Origin of the sequence: Methylomonas fluvii (genome assembly GCF_014850975.1) — a bacterium.
Taxonomy (GTDB): domain Bacteria; phylum Pseudomonadota; class Gammaproteobacteria; order Methylococcales; family Methylomonadaceae; genus Methylomonas; species Methylomonas fluvii.
The window spans coordinates 76,015-91,467 of the sequence record NZ_JACXST010000001.1; the positions used below are offsets into that span (position 1 = coordinate 76,015).

At 53.0% G+C, this 15,453-nt stretch carries 12 protein-coding genes; 4 read left to right on the forward strand and 8 right to left on the reverse strand.

What is annotated here, in order from left to right:
• Positions 1 to 129: 129 nt before the first annotated feature.
• Together EBB_RS00365 and EBB_RS00370 are read right to left on the reverse strand one after the other, a co-directional pair.
• Complete coding sequence (locus EBB_RS00365; RefSeq protein WP_192391969.1) at positions 130 to 1,380, reverse strand: glycerophosphodiester phosphodiesterase; 1,251 nt, start codon at positions 1,378 to 1,380, stop codon at positions 130 to 132.
• A gap of 84 nt (positions 1,381 to 1,464) precedes the next feature.
• On the reverse strand, positions 1,465 to 3,081 hold the full coding sequence (locus EBB_RS00370) for an alkaline phosphatase D family protein (protein ID WP_192391970.1): 1,617 nt from the start codon (positions 3,079 to 3,081) through the stop codon (positions 1,465 to 1,467).
• A 463-nt stretch (positions 3,082 to 3,544) separates the two neighbouring features.
• Between EBB_RS00370 and EBB_RS00375 the strand changes: the two genes are divergently transcribed.
• From EBB_RS00375 to radC, 4 genes are all read left to right on the forward strand, one after another.
• Positions 3,545 to 5,581, forward strand: a complete 2,037-nt coding sequence (locus EBB_RS00375; RefSeq protein WP_192391971.1) for a cytochrome P450 — start codon at positions 3,545 to 3,547, stop codon at positions 5,579 to 5,581.
• Between the two features lie 40 nt (positions 5,582 to 5,621).
• On the forward strand, positions 5,622 to 6,926 hold the full coding sequence (locus EBB_RS00380; protein WP_192391972.1) for a hypothetical protein: 1,305 nt from the start codon (positions 5,622 to 5,624) through the stop codon (positions 6,924 to 6,926).
• Between the two features lie 13 nt (positions 6,927 to 6,939).
• Entirely contained in the window at positions 6,940 to 8,295 is a 1,356-nt protein-coding gene (locus EBB_RS00385) for a Dyp-type peroxidase (RefSeq protein WP_192391973.1), read from the forward strand.
• 241 nt (positions 8,296 to 8,536) lie between these two features.
• On the forward strand, positions 8,537 to 9,211 hold the full coding sequence (gene radC / locus EBB_RS00390; protein WP_192391974.1) for a RadC family protein: 675 nt from the start codon (positions 8,537 to 8,539) through the stop codon (positions 9,209 to 9,211).
• 13 nt (positions 9,212 to 9,224) lie between these two features.
• Here the strand turns inward: radC and EBB_RS00395 are convergent, their stop codons facing one another.
• The 6 genes from EBB_RS00395 to EBB_RS00420 form a co-directional block, all read right to left on the reverse strand.
• Positions 9,225 to 9,959: a TIGR00266 family protein gene (locus EBB_RS00395; RefSeq protein ID WP_192391975.1), complete on the reverse strand. Its 735-nt coding sequence runs from the start codon at positions 9,957 to 9,959 to the stop codon at positions 9,225 to 9,227.
• 49 nt (positions 9,960 to 10,008) lie between these two features.
• On the reverse strand, positions 10,009 to 12,330 hold the full coding sequence (locus tag EBB_RS00400; protein WP_192391976.1) for a sensor domain-containing diguanylate cyclase: 2,322 nt from the start codon (positions 12,328 to 12,330) through the stop codon (positions 10,009 to 10,011).
• Between the two features lie 342 nt (positions 12,331 to 12,672).
• Positions 12,673 to 13,803, reverse strand: coding sequence for a succinyl-diaminopimelate desuccinylase (gene dapE / locus EBB_RS00405; protein ID WP_192391977.1), 1,131 nt, complete (start codon positions 13,801 to 13,803; stop codon positions 12,673 to 12,675).
• A complete protein-coding gene (locus EBB_RS00410) occupies positions 13,800 to 14,141 on the reverse strand; it encodes an ArsC family reductase (protein ID WP_192391978.1) in 342 nt (113 codons plus the stop codon). Before EBB_RS00410 ends, dapE begins: the two co-directional genes overlap by 4 nt.
• Before the next feature lie 6 nt (positions 14,142 to 14,147).
• Positions 14,148 to 14,393 (reverse strand): hypothetical protein, encoded by a 246-nt coding sequence (locus EBB_RS00415; RefSeq protein WP_020484624.1) that lies wholly within the window; start codon positions 14,391 to 14,393, stop codon positions 14,148 to 14,150.
• 359 nt (positions 14,394 to 14,752) lie between these two features.
• Positions 14,753 to 15,130 carry a hypothetical protein gene (locus EBB_RS00420; RefSeq protein WP_192391979.1) on the reverse strand — a complete coding sequence of 126 codons (378 nt, stop codon included), beginning with the start codon at positions 15,128 to 15,130 and terminating at the stop codon, positions 14,753 to 14,755.
• Positions 15,131 to 15,453: the final 323 nt, after the last annotated feature.

Consider the following 15,453-nt stretch of genomic DNA (forward strand, 5'->3'; position numbering starts at 1 on the left):
GCTGGTCGGCACTCGCTCACTGAACCACGCGCGGCATTATCCCGGACCAGAGATCAGGGACTTACAGGACGATCCTAGAGGCCCGGCACGGCTGCGCCGGGCATTGTATTCTAAAGAATTGCAGAATAATCAGCGCCCACCTCGGCGATGATGACCTTCATGCCTGTCGTCCGCGGATTCGCAACGTCTCGGAGAATCGGCGCTAACGGCATTTATCGACGCGTCGCGCGCTGCGACCCCGGTGTCGGCAAAGTCGGTAAACAAGCCATCCACACCCAAATCAAAGTAATAGGTCATTTCCTGTTGCGGATCGGCGAAACCGTAGCCACTGGCATCGTTGCGAAAAGTCCAGGTGTGTACCAGCAAGCCTTTGTCGTGGGCCATTTCCACCACGCCGGTACTGCCTTCTAGCCGGCGGTCGTTGATCGTGATGCTGCCGTCGCCGTCACGGTCCACACCATCGGCCACCGTTTTTACCAAATACGGCTTCCAAGGACCAATTGCATCCGCGTAGGACTTAACAAAATCCAGACCTTCGTTGCTCAGCAAGTCGGCAAAAGTACGTTGATCACCTTTTATTACAAAGTCATAAGGCTGTTTGTAAGGCGCAACCAGAGATATTGAGCCGTCCGCATTGACGTCGTCTGCATCAATCAGCTGTACCAGTTTAATGTCCGTCTTGCGGCTTAAATATTGCAGATTGCTGACTTCGAAAGACTGGATAAACACCGGTGCGCAAGCACTGTTGCCGTATTCCTTATGCAGTTTTTTCAACAATTTGTCTTCGAAGAAATGCTTGCCAAATAGCGGCTTACCTTTAGCGTCCTGCAGTTCGGCGTGATAAGTGGAATGCTTGATTTCAGGGTAGATGCCAATCCGGCGACCGGTTTTTGCGCTTTGCTGCTTGGCCAGCGCGATTACTTCGTTCAAAGTGGGGATTTCAAACTCACCGTCATATGAATTATCCCGGCCGCGGGTTTGGATGGCGCGCAGGGTTTTGATTTCTTTCAAGGTAAAGTCGCTGGCAAACCAATCGGTTACCGCAAAGCCATCCACCATACGAGTAGTCTTCCGATCAGCAAATTCCGGATGATTGGCCACATCGGTGGTGCCGCCTATCATCGGTTCGTGGCGGGCAATCATCTGGCCGTCCTTGGTCAGCACCAGATCCGGTTCGATAAAATCCGCGCCCAGTTCAATCGCCAAAGCATAGCCTGCCAACGTATGTTCGGGCCGATAGCCTGACGCGCCGCGATGGCCGATGACCAACGGACCGGCACTGGCGTGTTCGTGATGTTCGCTGTGCGGCAGCGCCTGGGCAGTGTTTTGCGCACCGATGGCAGCCAGCATGGCCATAGTCAATAACGTGGGTTTCAACATGAATAGAGTCCTAATTTTGCTTGAATTTAAAGGGCTTAACCAGAGAAATGGCCGGGCGGCACTACCGTCCCGGCCACTTGGCTTTTAGTCGTGATCGCGGTCGTTATGATCGTGCTCGCGTTCACGTTCGGCTTCCGCCGCCAGGGTTTTGCTGAAGACCACAGCGCCGTCGATGTCCTTAAAATCCACCGTCATAGCGCGGCTTTTCTTGTCGATATTCACTTCACCAAAAAATTGCAGGCCGGCGTAAGGCGACAGATTGGCTTGGCCGGCTGGCGGCGCTTTGGAGAAAACCACTTGCGGACCGAATGTACCGTCGGTGCTGTTGGGGCCGAAGGAGCCGGCATTTAACGGACCGGCGACGAACTCCCAGAACGGCGCAAAGTCTTTGGATGCTGCTTTGGCAGGATCGTAATAGTGCGCAGCGGCATAATGGACATCGGCAGTCAGCCAAACCAGGTTGTTGATTTGCTCATGCTTGATAAAACTCAACAGACGAGCCATTTCCAATTCCCGACCCGCTGCCGGTCCATCGTTGCCGTTGGCTACGGCCTCCCAACGCGCTTGGCCTTGGGCCGTGTTACCGTCGCCGATATTCAAACCAATCGGCATGTCGGCGGAGATGACTTTCCAGGTGGCTTTGGAGTGTTTCAACTCGTCCTGCAACCAAGCCATTTGCTCCGCACCGAGGAAGGCGGTTTCGGCATTTTCTTGAGTTTGCAGATTGGCAGTGTTAGGGCCGCGATAGCTGCGCATATCCAATACAAATACATCCAGCAGCTTGCCGTAAGAAATTTTGCGATAAATCCGTTCAGATTCTTCGGCATCGTGCGGACGCAACGGCGCATACTCAAAAAAGGCTTTGGTAGCGCGGGCGATCAGCGTCGGTACATTCTTTTCGGTGTAGCGCGAATCGGTGCTCAGGTCTTTGGAATCCGACCAGTTATTCACCACTTCATGATCGTCCCACTGCCAGATTTGCGGCACTTCGGCATTGAAGCGGCGGATGTTTTCGTCTAACAAATTGTATTTGTAACGGCCACGGAACTCGTCCAAGGTTTCCGCAACTTTGCTCACTTCCGGCGTAACCACGTTAGTCCAAATCTGGCCGTTCTCGGCCAGTTTACTTTCCGGAATCGGACCATCGGAATAGACATTGTCACCACTTTGAATGAAAAACTGCGGCTGGACTTGGCGCATGGCTTCGTAGATTTTCATGCCGCCAAAACTTTCGTTGATACCCCAGCCTTGACCAGCGGTGTCACCGCCCCAAACAAAGCGGATATCGTCGCGCTTGCCGATCGTATGAAAATGGCCGACCACCGGTGCGCTTTTGCCACGGGCGTTGGTCAAATCCTCAAACCAGACTTTCACATAAACGTCTTTGCCATCCACTAATCCAGTCAAGTCCTGGCGGGCGGTAAAATCGGTCTCGGCCAATGCATACGGGCCGCGGACACTAATCGCGTCCTTAAACTGCGGGTTATAGGCATATTCCACCATCATGCGCGCCGGGCGATCCGCGCGGCTCCACACGATAGCGCGGCCGGGCGCTAAATCGCCGATCTGAATGCCTTGCTCCATTTGCGGTACATCAACGGTTTCTGCAAATACCGGCGCGTTCAGCGTTAACAAGCCGGCTATTGCCAATGCCAGTTTGGCCGGTTTTACGAATAGCGGCCTGGGTTTTAGTAATTGCATTGCGACTGCTCCTAAACGTTGTGAAGAGGCCGGGATTATAGGCAGCGACAAATGACAATCTGATTAAGGTCCTAAGAGAAAGAACCGGAAGGGCTTTTGGGCGATTCCGGCGGCAGAGACGCTTTCCGCTTGCTAGGCAACAGGCAGGCAAAATCCACCGCGTTTTGTGACGCACCTCGCATTTAGGCACGGTTGTTGCTAAGCAACATTTTGTCTTTCGCTTTTTATTTCAATTAGTTACGATTGGTCTATTATTGATACTCCGTTAAAGCTCGGCGCTTGGTTCACGGGTGGATTAACAATTGCTTAGCTGCCAATAACGGCACACGTAAGCAGCCCGGCAAGTTGTTTTACCCAGCGCGCATATCAACATGCCATTCAAGCCGACATCACTAAACAGTCATCGGTGTATGCCAGCTATAGCATTAATAACTATAACAATAGCAAGCAAGAGGAAGGAATCATGATCAAACCCGGAAGCACGTGGCGCGGCGCCAAATCCAAACAACTGAATCGTTTATTGACGATTCCGGTATCTCATATCAGCGAATTAGTACGTTGGATGCTCGACTACGGCGGGGTGCCGTACCGGGAAGAAGGTAGCGTGCCGATGCTGCATTTACCCGCCTTCTTGTTGGCGGGTGCCGATGTTAAGGCCATGCCGGTGCTGATCACCAGCGAAGCAACCTTATGTAACATGCACGAATCGCTGCAATACATCGACGCCCGTTTGCCCGCCGAACTGCGGCTGTATCCGCGCGACGAGAAAGGCCTAGCGGAAACCGAACGCTTGCTGGCCTTGCTGGTGGACAAATTAGGCTTGGCGACCCGCAATTACGGCTATGCGATGTTGCTGCCACACAAAGAAACCGTGCTGTCTTTCTGGCAACAGCGGGTACCTGCCTGGCAAAAATGGTTAGCCGAACGCGCTTATCCGCTATTGGCTCAAGCCATGGAAAAATCCCTACCTGCCGATCCCGGACAAATCGAACCCTGCAAACAACAAATCGAGGCGATCTTTGCGGAGCTGGATGCGCTGCTGGCCGACGGCAGAACCTATTTGTTGGGCAACCAACCCAGCATCGCCGATTATTGCCTGGCAGCACTGTCTGCACCAGTGCTGTTGCCGGCCCAATTCGGCGGTGTACAGCCTAGCAAAGCAGAATTGCCGGCCGCATACCAGGCTTTTGTCGAGCAATTGGCAGCTACCCCCACCGGCACTCTGGCCTTGAAAATGTACCGCGAGCATAGGCCCGCGCCCGCACCTGTCCTAGATCATCACCCCACTTCCACTACCGCGCAAAATATCGTCAGTTATTACCTGGCGCGCGGCGTCGCGATGCTGACCGGCGCCACGGTGCAACGCTGGCTATTCGGATTGTTACGTAAACATAAACCGGTACTGGTGCTTGGCAAACGCGCCTTAGTGACCCGCGACAGCGACGTGCGCGAAACACTGGCCCGCGACACCGAATTTACCATCGCCGAAATCAACGCGCCCAATATGCAGCGTCTGAACGGACCGTTTTTCTTAGGTATGGACCGCTCGGAAGCCTACAGCAAAGAGCAAGGCGCGCTGCGCCGAGTGATCAAGCCTGGCGAAGACCAATTGATTCGCCTCATCGTCCGCCAGCATTGCGACGAGATGATCCAGGCTGCGTTGCCGGTGGGCCGAATCGACATGGTGTCGCAATTAACCCGGCCGGTAGCGCGGCGCTTTATCCGCGATTACCTGGGGGTGCCGGGACCGGACGAAGTGACGATGATGCGCTGGATGCGCTCACTGTTTCACGACCTGTTTTTGAATCTGAGTAACCAACGCAGCATTCAAATCACCGCCGAACAGTCCTTTCATGAGATGGGGCCGTATCTGCTCAATCTGATCGCCGAACGTCGGCAGCACATCAAACAAGGCCAGCAGTTTGAAGATTTTCTGTCGCGGCTCATCAAAATGGGCATGGATGGCGAACACGATCTGGACGACGACGGCATCCGCCGCAATATCTCGGGCTTGATCGTCGGCGCGCTGGATACCACCTCGATGGCAACTACCTTGATTGTCGAACAACTGCTCAGCAAACCCGATGTCTTGCAACGCGCCAAACAGGCGGCGAACGACGAAGACAAGCTTTTACATCTGTGCTTCGACGTATTCCGTTTCAATACGATGGCCGCGGCCATGCGCCGGCATTGCAAAAACGGCGCGGAGATTGCCGGCGTGAAAATCCCGCCCGGCACTGAAGTCTTCGCCTTTACCGCCTCGGCGATGTTCGACGACAGCGCCTGGCCGGAGCCATTCAGTGTGCGCGATGATCGCGCGCTGGATCGTTACATGCACTTCGGTGACGGCATGCACCGCTGCTTTGGCGAATACATCAATCGTATCCAGATCCCCACCTTGGTAGGCGGTTTGCTGCGCTTGAACAACTTAAAAATAAACAGCGGCATTTTGTACGACGGACCGTTTCCCGATCAATTTGTCCTGAGTTTTGATCGGTAACTTTTTACCAGCACGATAATAATTTCAAGAGGACGTGTGTATGCAACAAAATCCCATGACCGTTATTACGGAAATATTGCCGGACCAGCTGCAAAAGCTGGAAGCGTATCTGACGCCTATAGGCACCGATATCAAAAACAATCCGGCGATTAAATTTTCCAATTATCAACAGCTGCACTATTGCACTTTTTTCGTCATCCCCGGTAAACATCCGTCCGAGGTGGATACCGGCGAGCCGGCGCTACTGGCTTTCGAAGCCAATATCGACGGCGAGGTGAAGCAATTTATCAAAGACTTGATCGCCGGCAATCCGGATTTTGTAAATACCGTTTACAGTTGCTGCAAGGATTATCCTGGCAACAACGCCAGCCAACTGGCCGAGTATTTAACAAAAAATGATCATGGCGCCAATGCTTTTTACGTCGCCCATCCCGGCCAAACGCGCAATACGATTTACGAGCAACAGCAAATCCGTGAACGCACCGAAGCCTACATCGATGCCAATCGAGCGGAACTGGCGGCCAAGCAGCCGACCGAAATTCACGCCGACATCGTCAAACATTTAGGCACGATCAACAAACCCACGCCGCAACCGTTTTTAAACAGCATGGGACAAATGATCTTCAACGGCTTACTCGTAGCGTTGGGGATTTTATTGGTCGGCGGCTTCTTCGGCATGTTCGGACCGCTGGTGGAATTTTTGGCGGTACTAGCGCTGATAGCCGGCGTCGCATTCGCAGTGCTGTTGCGCTGGAACGAAATGCGCGATAAGCAGGATGACAAGCCTTGGACAGTCTCCGAACAGATGCAAGCCATCCAGCGCGTCGAGGATAGGCAATTACAAAACCATCTGACCAGCGTCATCGAAATCAAGCCCGGCTGGTTCAGATTGACCACCTTAAAAATAGTGCTGGCCGGTATCAATTTGGTCGCCAAACTGGTGGCGACCAAAGGCGACTTGAGCGGTATCGTCACCATCCATTTTGCCCGCTGGGTGATTCTGCCCGGCAATAAACGTCTGTTGTTCATGAGCAATTACGACGGCAGCTGGGAAAACTACCTGGGCGAATTTATCGACCACGCCAGCGTCGGCTTGACCGCCGTATGGAGCAACACCCAATTGGGCAAAGACCGAGGCTTTCCAGATACCCAATGGCTGGCCTTGCGCGGCGGCTCCCGCGACGAACAACGCTTCAAAAATTTCGCCAGAAACAGCCAGCTTGCCGAGTTGGTTTGGTACAGCGCCTACATTGATTTGTCCGTGAAAAATGTCGCCAATAACCGGGCGATCCACGAAGGCTTGTTTTCCACGACTAATCTGGCTGCTTGGCTGAAATGCTTATAAAAGGACTCCAACAATGACCACCATCGATAAATTAGACGACGTACAAGGCATCGTGTTTAGCGGCTATAACAAATACATGGCCTGCTGCAGTTATTATTTGTTAAAAATCGACGACGCGGCCAAAGCCAAGCCCTGGCTGAAAAACCTGGTCGAACAAAATCAAATCAGCCACGGCGCGGATAAACCCACCGATGAAACTGAAAACCGTATCAACCTGGCGATTACTTATTCCGGTTTCGAACAGCTCAATCTGGATAAAGACAGCCTGTACAGCTTCGAACTGTCCTTCCGGGAAGGCATGCATTCCGAACATCGTTCCGCACTGCTCGGCGACCGCGGCATCAACGACCCCAGCGGATGGGATTGGGGTAGCGGCGCCAAACGCGTGGACCTGTTGTTCATGCTATTTTCCAAAAACGAGGCTATCCACAACGCCAGCCAGAAATACCATGAAAAAGCCTTTAAAGGCGCCGGCTTAAGCGTGGTCCAGCGCTTGGATGCCGGCGAGAAAAAGCAGGACGCCAACGGCTTTACCTTGGAGCATTTCGGCTTTGCAGACGGCATTTCCGACCCTATCGTAGACGGCTTCCCGACCACCAGCGGCACCGGCGAAATCGCTACCGGCGAGTTTTTGCTGGGTTATCCGAATCAATACGACGGCAAACTCACCAAAATGCCGCAGTTGGGTAGTGTTGGCGAAGCGTTCGGCAAAAACGGCACTTATTTGGTGTTGCGGCAATTGAAACAGGATGTCGGCGCGTTCTGGCAGTTCATGGAAGACGAAGCCGCGCGGCAAGGTATTACCGCCGATTATCTGGCTGCCAAATTCGTCGGCCGCTGGAAAAGCGGTGCGGTGGTGGAGCCCAATCAAGACACCGATCCGAATAAAGTTAATAACAGCTTTGACTTCACGAAAGACTCACACGGCACCGGCTGCCCGCTGGGCTCGCACATTCGCCGCGCCAATCCCAGAGCAGTCGGCTTGGGTGCCACCGCGGAAGAAGCTTTGAAAGTCGCCAACCGCCACCGCATCCTGCGCCGCGGCCGCAGCTACGGCAGTTTTCTGGATAATCCGGCAAAAGACGACGGCACAGAAAGGGGTTTGTTATTCATCTGCTTGAACGCCAATATCGAACGCCAATTCGAGTTTGTGCAACACACCTGGATTAACAGCGTCAAATTCGCTGGCTTGTACGACGAAGACGATCCGTTGATTGGTAGCGGCGTCGCAGAGAACCGCAATTTCACCATTCAGGATGAACCATTGCGGCGGCGGGTTTGCGGGTTTCAACAGTTTGTGACGACGCGCGGTGGCAGTTATTTCTTTCTACCCAGCTTGAGTGCGCTGGGTTTGCTGGCTAGTTCCTGATTGAGCATTTGCAGAAAGCATTGCTATTGAATACGCTTGGCGAAAGGAGCACCAGCCCCTTTCGCCAAGCTGCGACAACCATGCCAACACCTTCCAAACGTTCCTTTCAACGCTAACTTTTGGTGCAACACATCTAAATTATCGGCGCAATCAGCCAATTAATCTTTTCAGTTTGCATCATGGCAAACTCCATCTGCTTCTTCTATGCTTAAAATCAATTATTAACGGCCGGGAGGAGTTGATGAGCATCAAGAATTGGCCCACAGACGAGCGACCCCGCGAAAAACTATTGCAGCGCGGCGCAAGCTCACTGACCGACGCCGAGCTACTGGCGATTTTTCTGCGTACCGGCACGCCCGGCAAGTCGGCGGTGGACATGGCCCGCGATTTGTTGAGCGAATACGGTTCCTTGCAGGCGCTACTCGGTGCCGATCAGCAACGCTTTTGCCGGAGCAACGGTTTAGGCGATGCAAAATACGCCCAATTACAAGCCGTACTGGAAATGGCCCGCCGCCATTTCGCCGAGATATTGCAACGCGGCAGCGCCTTGACCAGCCCGGACATCACGCGGGCTTATCTCAGCGCCCAATTGCGTAGCTACAGTTTTGAAGTGTTCGCCTGCCTGTTTCTGGACAACCAGCACCGGGTGATTCAATGGGAAGAGCTGTTTCGCGGCACCATCGACGGTGCCAGCGTCTATCCGCGCGAAGTAGCAAAAAGGGCCTTATTTCATCATGCGGCGGCGGTCATATTTGCCCACAATCACCCGTCCGGCATCAACGAACCCAGCCAGGCCGACCGGCAAATTACCGACAAACTCAAACAGGCCTTGGGCCTGTTTGACATCCGCGTACTGGACCATTTCATCGTCGGCGACGGCCAGCCTTTTTCGTTTGCCGAACATGGCTTGCTTTAGCGAAAGACAGCCGCTACTGGCTATCTTGGCCGATGGTTGGCTTATACTGGCTCAACACCCGCTCCGCCAAGCGCGAAAACGGCATGCTTTGGATCCACACCGAACCGGTGCCTTTCAGTGTCGCCAGAAACAAACCTTCCCCGCCGAACAACATACTTTTCAAGCCGCCGCTCATGCCGATGTTGTAATCGATGTCGCCGCTGAACGCCACCAGACAGCCGGTATCCAGACGCAAGGTTTCGTTACGCAATTCCTTACGAATCACCGTGCCGCCGGCGTGGATAAAGGCCATACCGTCACCGCGCAGGCGTTGCAGAATAAAACCTTCGCCGCCGAAAAAGCCGCTGCCCAAGCGTTTGTTAAAGGCAATATCCACTTGAGTGCCATAAGCGGCCGCTAAAAACGCCGATTTCTGGCAAATCACTTCTTCACCCAATTCAGCCATGTTCAATGCTGCGATTGAGCCTGGAAACGGCGCGGCAAACGCCACCCGGCGTTTTTGCGAACCGTGATTGGTAAAATGAGTCAAAAATACCGACTCGCCGGTCAGCATACGTTTGCCGATACCAAACAATTTATCCATCACGCCACCGGAACCGTCGCCCATCTTGGCTTCGAAGTCTATATCCTGCTCCAGATACGTCATCGCCCCCGCTTCGGCGATCACGGTTTCTTTGGGGTCGAGCTCGACTTCGACCATTTGAATGTCATGACCGATAATCTGAAAATCGACTTGATGGCAACGCATAGGTATCTCCTCTTATTTAGTTGAAAAATTAAACGCTTGCTGAGCAGACTCAACCGAGCTGAAAAAATTCATAGCAGTCGCGGCCATGCTGTTTGGCAAGATACATGGCCTGATCGGCGTGACTGAGCAAACAGTCCGACGTCCCCTCATCCAGCGGACATAAGGTAATACCGCTACTGACGCCAATCTTCGCGATTTGGCCGCCGATATAGTAGGGCTGGGAAATCGCCTGATGAACACGCAGCAACGCTTGCTCGCAGTGCGGTTTGGATTCCAGACCGCCCATCAATAAGGCAAATTCATCGCCACCTAATCGGCACACCGTGTCATCCTCGCGCAGATTGGCCTTTATCCGCTTAGCCACCTCGATCAGCAATGTATCGCCAGCCTCGTGGCCGAACTGGTCGTTGACCTGTTTGAATCCGTCCAGATCCATATACACGACGCCCAATAAGGTACTATCGCGTTTACAGCGCGCCAAGGCCTGACAAAATCTATCGTTGAACAAGATGCGGTTAGGCAATTGCGTCAACGGATCGTGATGCGCCAAGCGCTCCAGTTCCTGCTGCTGGAGTTTGGCTTGGGTAATGTCGGAAAACAAACCGACATAATTCAGAATTTCGCCGGTGCGGTTGCGCATGGCCGAGATCGTCAGCGATTCGACATATAACTCGCCGCTTTTCTTGCGATTCCATATCTCGCCTTGCCAGCAACCCTCGGTTTGCAGGGTTTGCCATAAGTCTTTATAGAATTGCGCATCGTGTTTTCCTGATTGCAGAATACTATGATTGCGTCCGATTACTTCCTCTCGGGCATAGCCGGTTATCGCGCAAAAAGTCGGGTTGGCATCGATAATATTGCCGGCCGCATCGGTAATGGTGATGCCTTCATGCGCATCGCTAAACACCCTGGCCGCCAATTGCAACTTATCTTCGGCGCGCTTGCGCTCGGTAATGTTGGTCAAAATACAATGAATAACCGCCGGACGAGTTTTATCGCCTTGTAAACGGCCATCCAGAATCACGGTCAGCATGTGACCCAATTTTGTCAGCAGCGACAATTCGCATTCCAGCAAACCGTAATGATTCAGCAAATGCAGTTTTAGCCGAAAATCCTGTCCGGTTTCCGGCGAAATGAACTCAAACAGTGTTCGGCCTATCAGTTCATCAACGTCGTAGTCCAGCAGTGCGCAGAGTTGCGGATTGACATCCAACAAATTTCCTTGCCTATCCAGTGCCAGATAGGCCACCGGCGAGTTTTCGAACAAGCTGCGGAACCGGCTTTCGCTTTGCCGTAACGACTCGGTCAATTGCAGGGCAATCGCCGCGTTTCGGCGCACATTGATATAGGCCAAGGTAATAAAAAACAGCAAAAAGCTGATCAGCACCATCGCCAGTACTTCAACCCAGGGCGGCTCGAATTTCGCGGTCTTGCTGAAAGCTGGCATGGCACTGTAACGCAAGGTCCAAAAATGCCCGCCTAAATCCAAACGCTGTATGCGGGTCTTGGCATCGTCCTGGGTTTTAAACACTGACGGCACCAAGCCGGTCTGGCTATCGTAAAGCAAGCCATCGGCGCTGAGATCGTCCTGATCAAAAATTTCCAGGCGCAAAGCCAATAAATCCTGTCCCAGGATAGCTTTCAGCAAGTCGTTCATACGATATGGCATGTATACCCAGCCCAGTAGCGCGGAACGGCGCTGCTCTAAGGTTTGCGGGATGCTGCCATTGCGATACACCGGGAAATACGCCACTATCCCGGCTTGTAAATCCGCCTTGGTTTCCTGGATTAGAACCACCTTACCGGTATAAGCCAACTCGCCGTTGTCCCGCGCGCGCTCCATCGCTTTGCGCCGAACCGGTTCAGAGTACATATCGTAGCCAAAGGCGCGGAGATTACGGCCAGTGAACGGCTCCAAGTAGATAATGCTGGAATACTCGGTGCGCGGCTCTAACGGATTAACTACATAGTCAGGAAAACCCTGGCGGCGAATATCGGCAATATGCTGTTCAAGCTGCCCGGCGGGAATCCAGACCGTATAGCCCACGCCTTGCACCCCAGGATGGCTGCGATCCAACTCCAGCATTTCGACAAAAGCGCGCCAGTCCGTACGGGTCACTTCTTGGCTAGCGGCAAACAAGCCGGCGGCGCTGCGTAGTGTTTGGCCATGCAAAGCCATGCGTTTGCTAATGTCACTGGTAAGGCGTTGGGTTTCGAAATCGAAATATTCCTGTAAGCGCTGTTGATAGCGCCAATTCAGATCTTGCCAAGCCACAAACAAAGCGGACAGCGAAATCAGCAAAATCAGGAGAGCCGGATAGTAATGCCGGTAGCGCGCCAATAACTTTTGTGGAGCAGGGCTAGTAGTCATGCTTTCCCCTGTTGATATCGGAATATTCCGTTTCAGACCGTCGGCCAAACTTAAGCCACAATCTAGGCTTAAAAGTATAGCGTGGTCGTAGGGATTAGTATCCGGCGAAATTTCAGCATCAAACCTTCGGTCATCACTACTTGAAGATAATCCCTTGAGCGCTTCAGCATAGCTAAATCATGGGCCGGCGCTTCTCTAACTTGCCGGCAGTTTGGGCAAGGTATTAGATGGCGAATGGGCGGCGACCGGGAGAAGACAATTGTTTAAATGGGCCTGTTACGGACCCTGTGTAGGCAGTTGGACTCCCGCAGAAGCGGGAGTGCCTATATTTTAAGAACCTGCTTAATGCGCCAGCAAATTGACCAAAATCTGTTGGTAAATCCGGCTTAAAACTTCCAACTCGTCCAGGCCGATATGCTCGTTAACCTTGTGAATGCTGGCGTTCAACGGCCCCAGCTCAATCACTTGCGCACCCGTTGGGGCGATGAAGCGGCCATCGGAAGTTCCGCCGCCGGTATCATCCAAAGTGCTGAAACCACAGACACTTTCGATCGCCGCGTGCGTGGCGTCGATTAATGCGCCTTGTGAGATCAGGAATGGATTGCCGGACAAGCGCCATTGCAGATCGTATTTAAACCCGTGTTTGTCCAAAATCGCCTGGGTGCGGCTCTTGATCGTGGCTTCATCCAATTCGGTGCAAAACCGCAGATTGAACTGCACTTCCACCTGGCCGGGAATGATGTTTTCCGCGCCAGTGCCGCCGTTGATGTTGGAAACCTGCAAGCGGGTTGGTGGAAAAAATTGATTGCCATGATCCCAAACTTCTTCGGTCAACTCTTTCAGAGCCGGCGCGAAAGTGTGAATCGGATTTTCCGCCAGCTCCGGATAAGCCACATGGCCTTGAATACCCAACACAGTCAGCTTGGCGCATAAAGAACCGCGCCGACCAACGCGAATCACGTCGCCGATTTTTTGGTCGCTGGACGGTTCGCCAACCAGGCACCAGTCGATCTTTTCGCCGCGCTGTTCCAGCACTTCGACCACTTTGACCACGCCGTGGGTGGCAATACCCTCCTCGTCACTGGTCATCATGATGGCTATCGAGCCTTTGTGCTCGGGAAATTCGGCAACAAAACGCTCGACGGCTGTGACAAACGCCGCGATGCCGCCTTTCATGTCCGCCGCGCCACGGCCGTAAAGCTTACCGTCGCGGATGGTTGGCTCGAACGGCGGCGAATCCCACGCCGCCAGCGGCCCGGTTGGTACCACGTCGGTATGCCCTAGAAACACAAATAGCGGCGCTTCTTGCCCTTTTCGCAACCAGAGGTTTTGGGTATCGGCAAAATTCAGGCGTTCGTCAGTAAAGCCAAGCTTGGTCAGGCGCTGCGCCAGCAAATCCTGACAACCGGCGTCGTGGGGGGTTACTGATTCGCGACGAATCAGCGCTTCTAACAAAGAAAGGGTTTCGCTCATGATGCGGTTGGATACTGATCGGGGTTAAAGCCGACGATCAGTTGCTGTCCATCATCCAGAATTGGGCGCTTGATCAGGATCGGCACAGCCAGCATGAGTTGCAAGGCTTTGTCGGGGGTTAAATCGGTTTTTTGGGCGTCGTCCAATTGGCGCCAGCTGGTACTGCGCTGGTTAAGCACGGCATCCACGCCCAGCGTATCGACAAAGCGCTGCAGCAAAGCCGCATCCAGTCCATCGATTCGATAGTCGTGGAAGCGGTAGGCAATCTGCCGCGCCTCCAGCCAGGTCCGCGCCTTTTTGACGCTATCGCAGTTTTTGATGCCGTAAACTACGATCATGCAGGATTAGCCTTCTTCGCCGGCCAGCAATTCTTCGATGCTGGGTAGCGAGTCGTCAGCTTTGGCGCGCGCTTTGTAAACGTCGACAAATTCCATGAAGGCTTGCTCCAAATCGTCCAGCACTTCTTCTTCGTCTGTCACTTCATCTTCAGGAATCTCCCCGGATTCCAGGTAGTCTTTTTGGATAGCAATCTCGCCGTTCAGGGATAGCAGGGCGAGGATTAGGGCATTATTGGAAATATTTTCTGGCATGGTGTGCTCGCAGGTTAGGATTGAAGAGAAAAACGGGGCCGGCAACTGGCGGCATTTAAATCAACTGCGCGTAGGCAGCGTATCGAAAGGGTCGCATTCATGCTGTGTTGCCTCCTTGGAACTTATACCCGCATTGTAACGCATAGCCGCTCATCCTTGCCATGCGTTAAAACTCCCTCATGCGCCGTCATACTTTCCCTGATCGGCTATTTTCCGCCGGGCATGCTCCCGCTTCGATTCTCAACCGCTAGCTTACCAGCTACATTTGCAATTACACCGCTTGGTTCGGAAAACTCCTCTCTAGGTCTTCATAGCCGCAAAAGCTCGAGCGGCAGACCGCGTCCGGTCGATCTATTCGCTTAAAGCCGTTTTAACTGTATCCGCGTTCTAAACACCGGCAGCCAGCTTCTGCTTGAAAAATGCAGGCAAGGGACGTTTTGCGGCGTGATAGTCACTTGCCAATCCTCATCTCGAAAAAACCTAAGCTTGAGGTTGGCGTCGTCCACCACCCACACCTCGTCTAGCCAGAAAGAGCCGTAGGGCACGCCAAAAGAACGCACCGCCAGCACTTTAAACTGGCTATCCAGCAAGATTATCTCTGTGGCTTCTTCAAAGGGGCAATCCCAATCGCAAATTAACAGGTATTCATGCGCGGGAGTTTGAAATTGATGCAAAAGCCGATAGCCAGGCACATAAGACGAACTCGGCAAGCCATGTATCAATAATTGGGTCTGCAACGGCCAAGTTTGATATTCGCCGGCGTGGCTTTTCAGGGAAAAAATATCAGTTGTTTACATCGTCTCGACCTGGATAAAACTAGGTTACGGCTTGATTTTCTCACAGTCGAAAGTTCGACAATCCTGAGTCTATCGGCAGCACCTGCTTACAGAAACATCATCAAGGCAATCTGAAATCCCCCATATTCCCAGCCCTGTTGTTTACAATAGCCCTCAAGGCACTTATTTTTGAGACAAATGACCGCAGACTGGCAACTTATGCCGTATCGCGCTCCCTACAAACCCACTCAAATATAGCCATACCTAATACCGTAAAACCATTA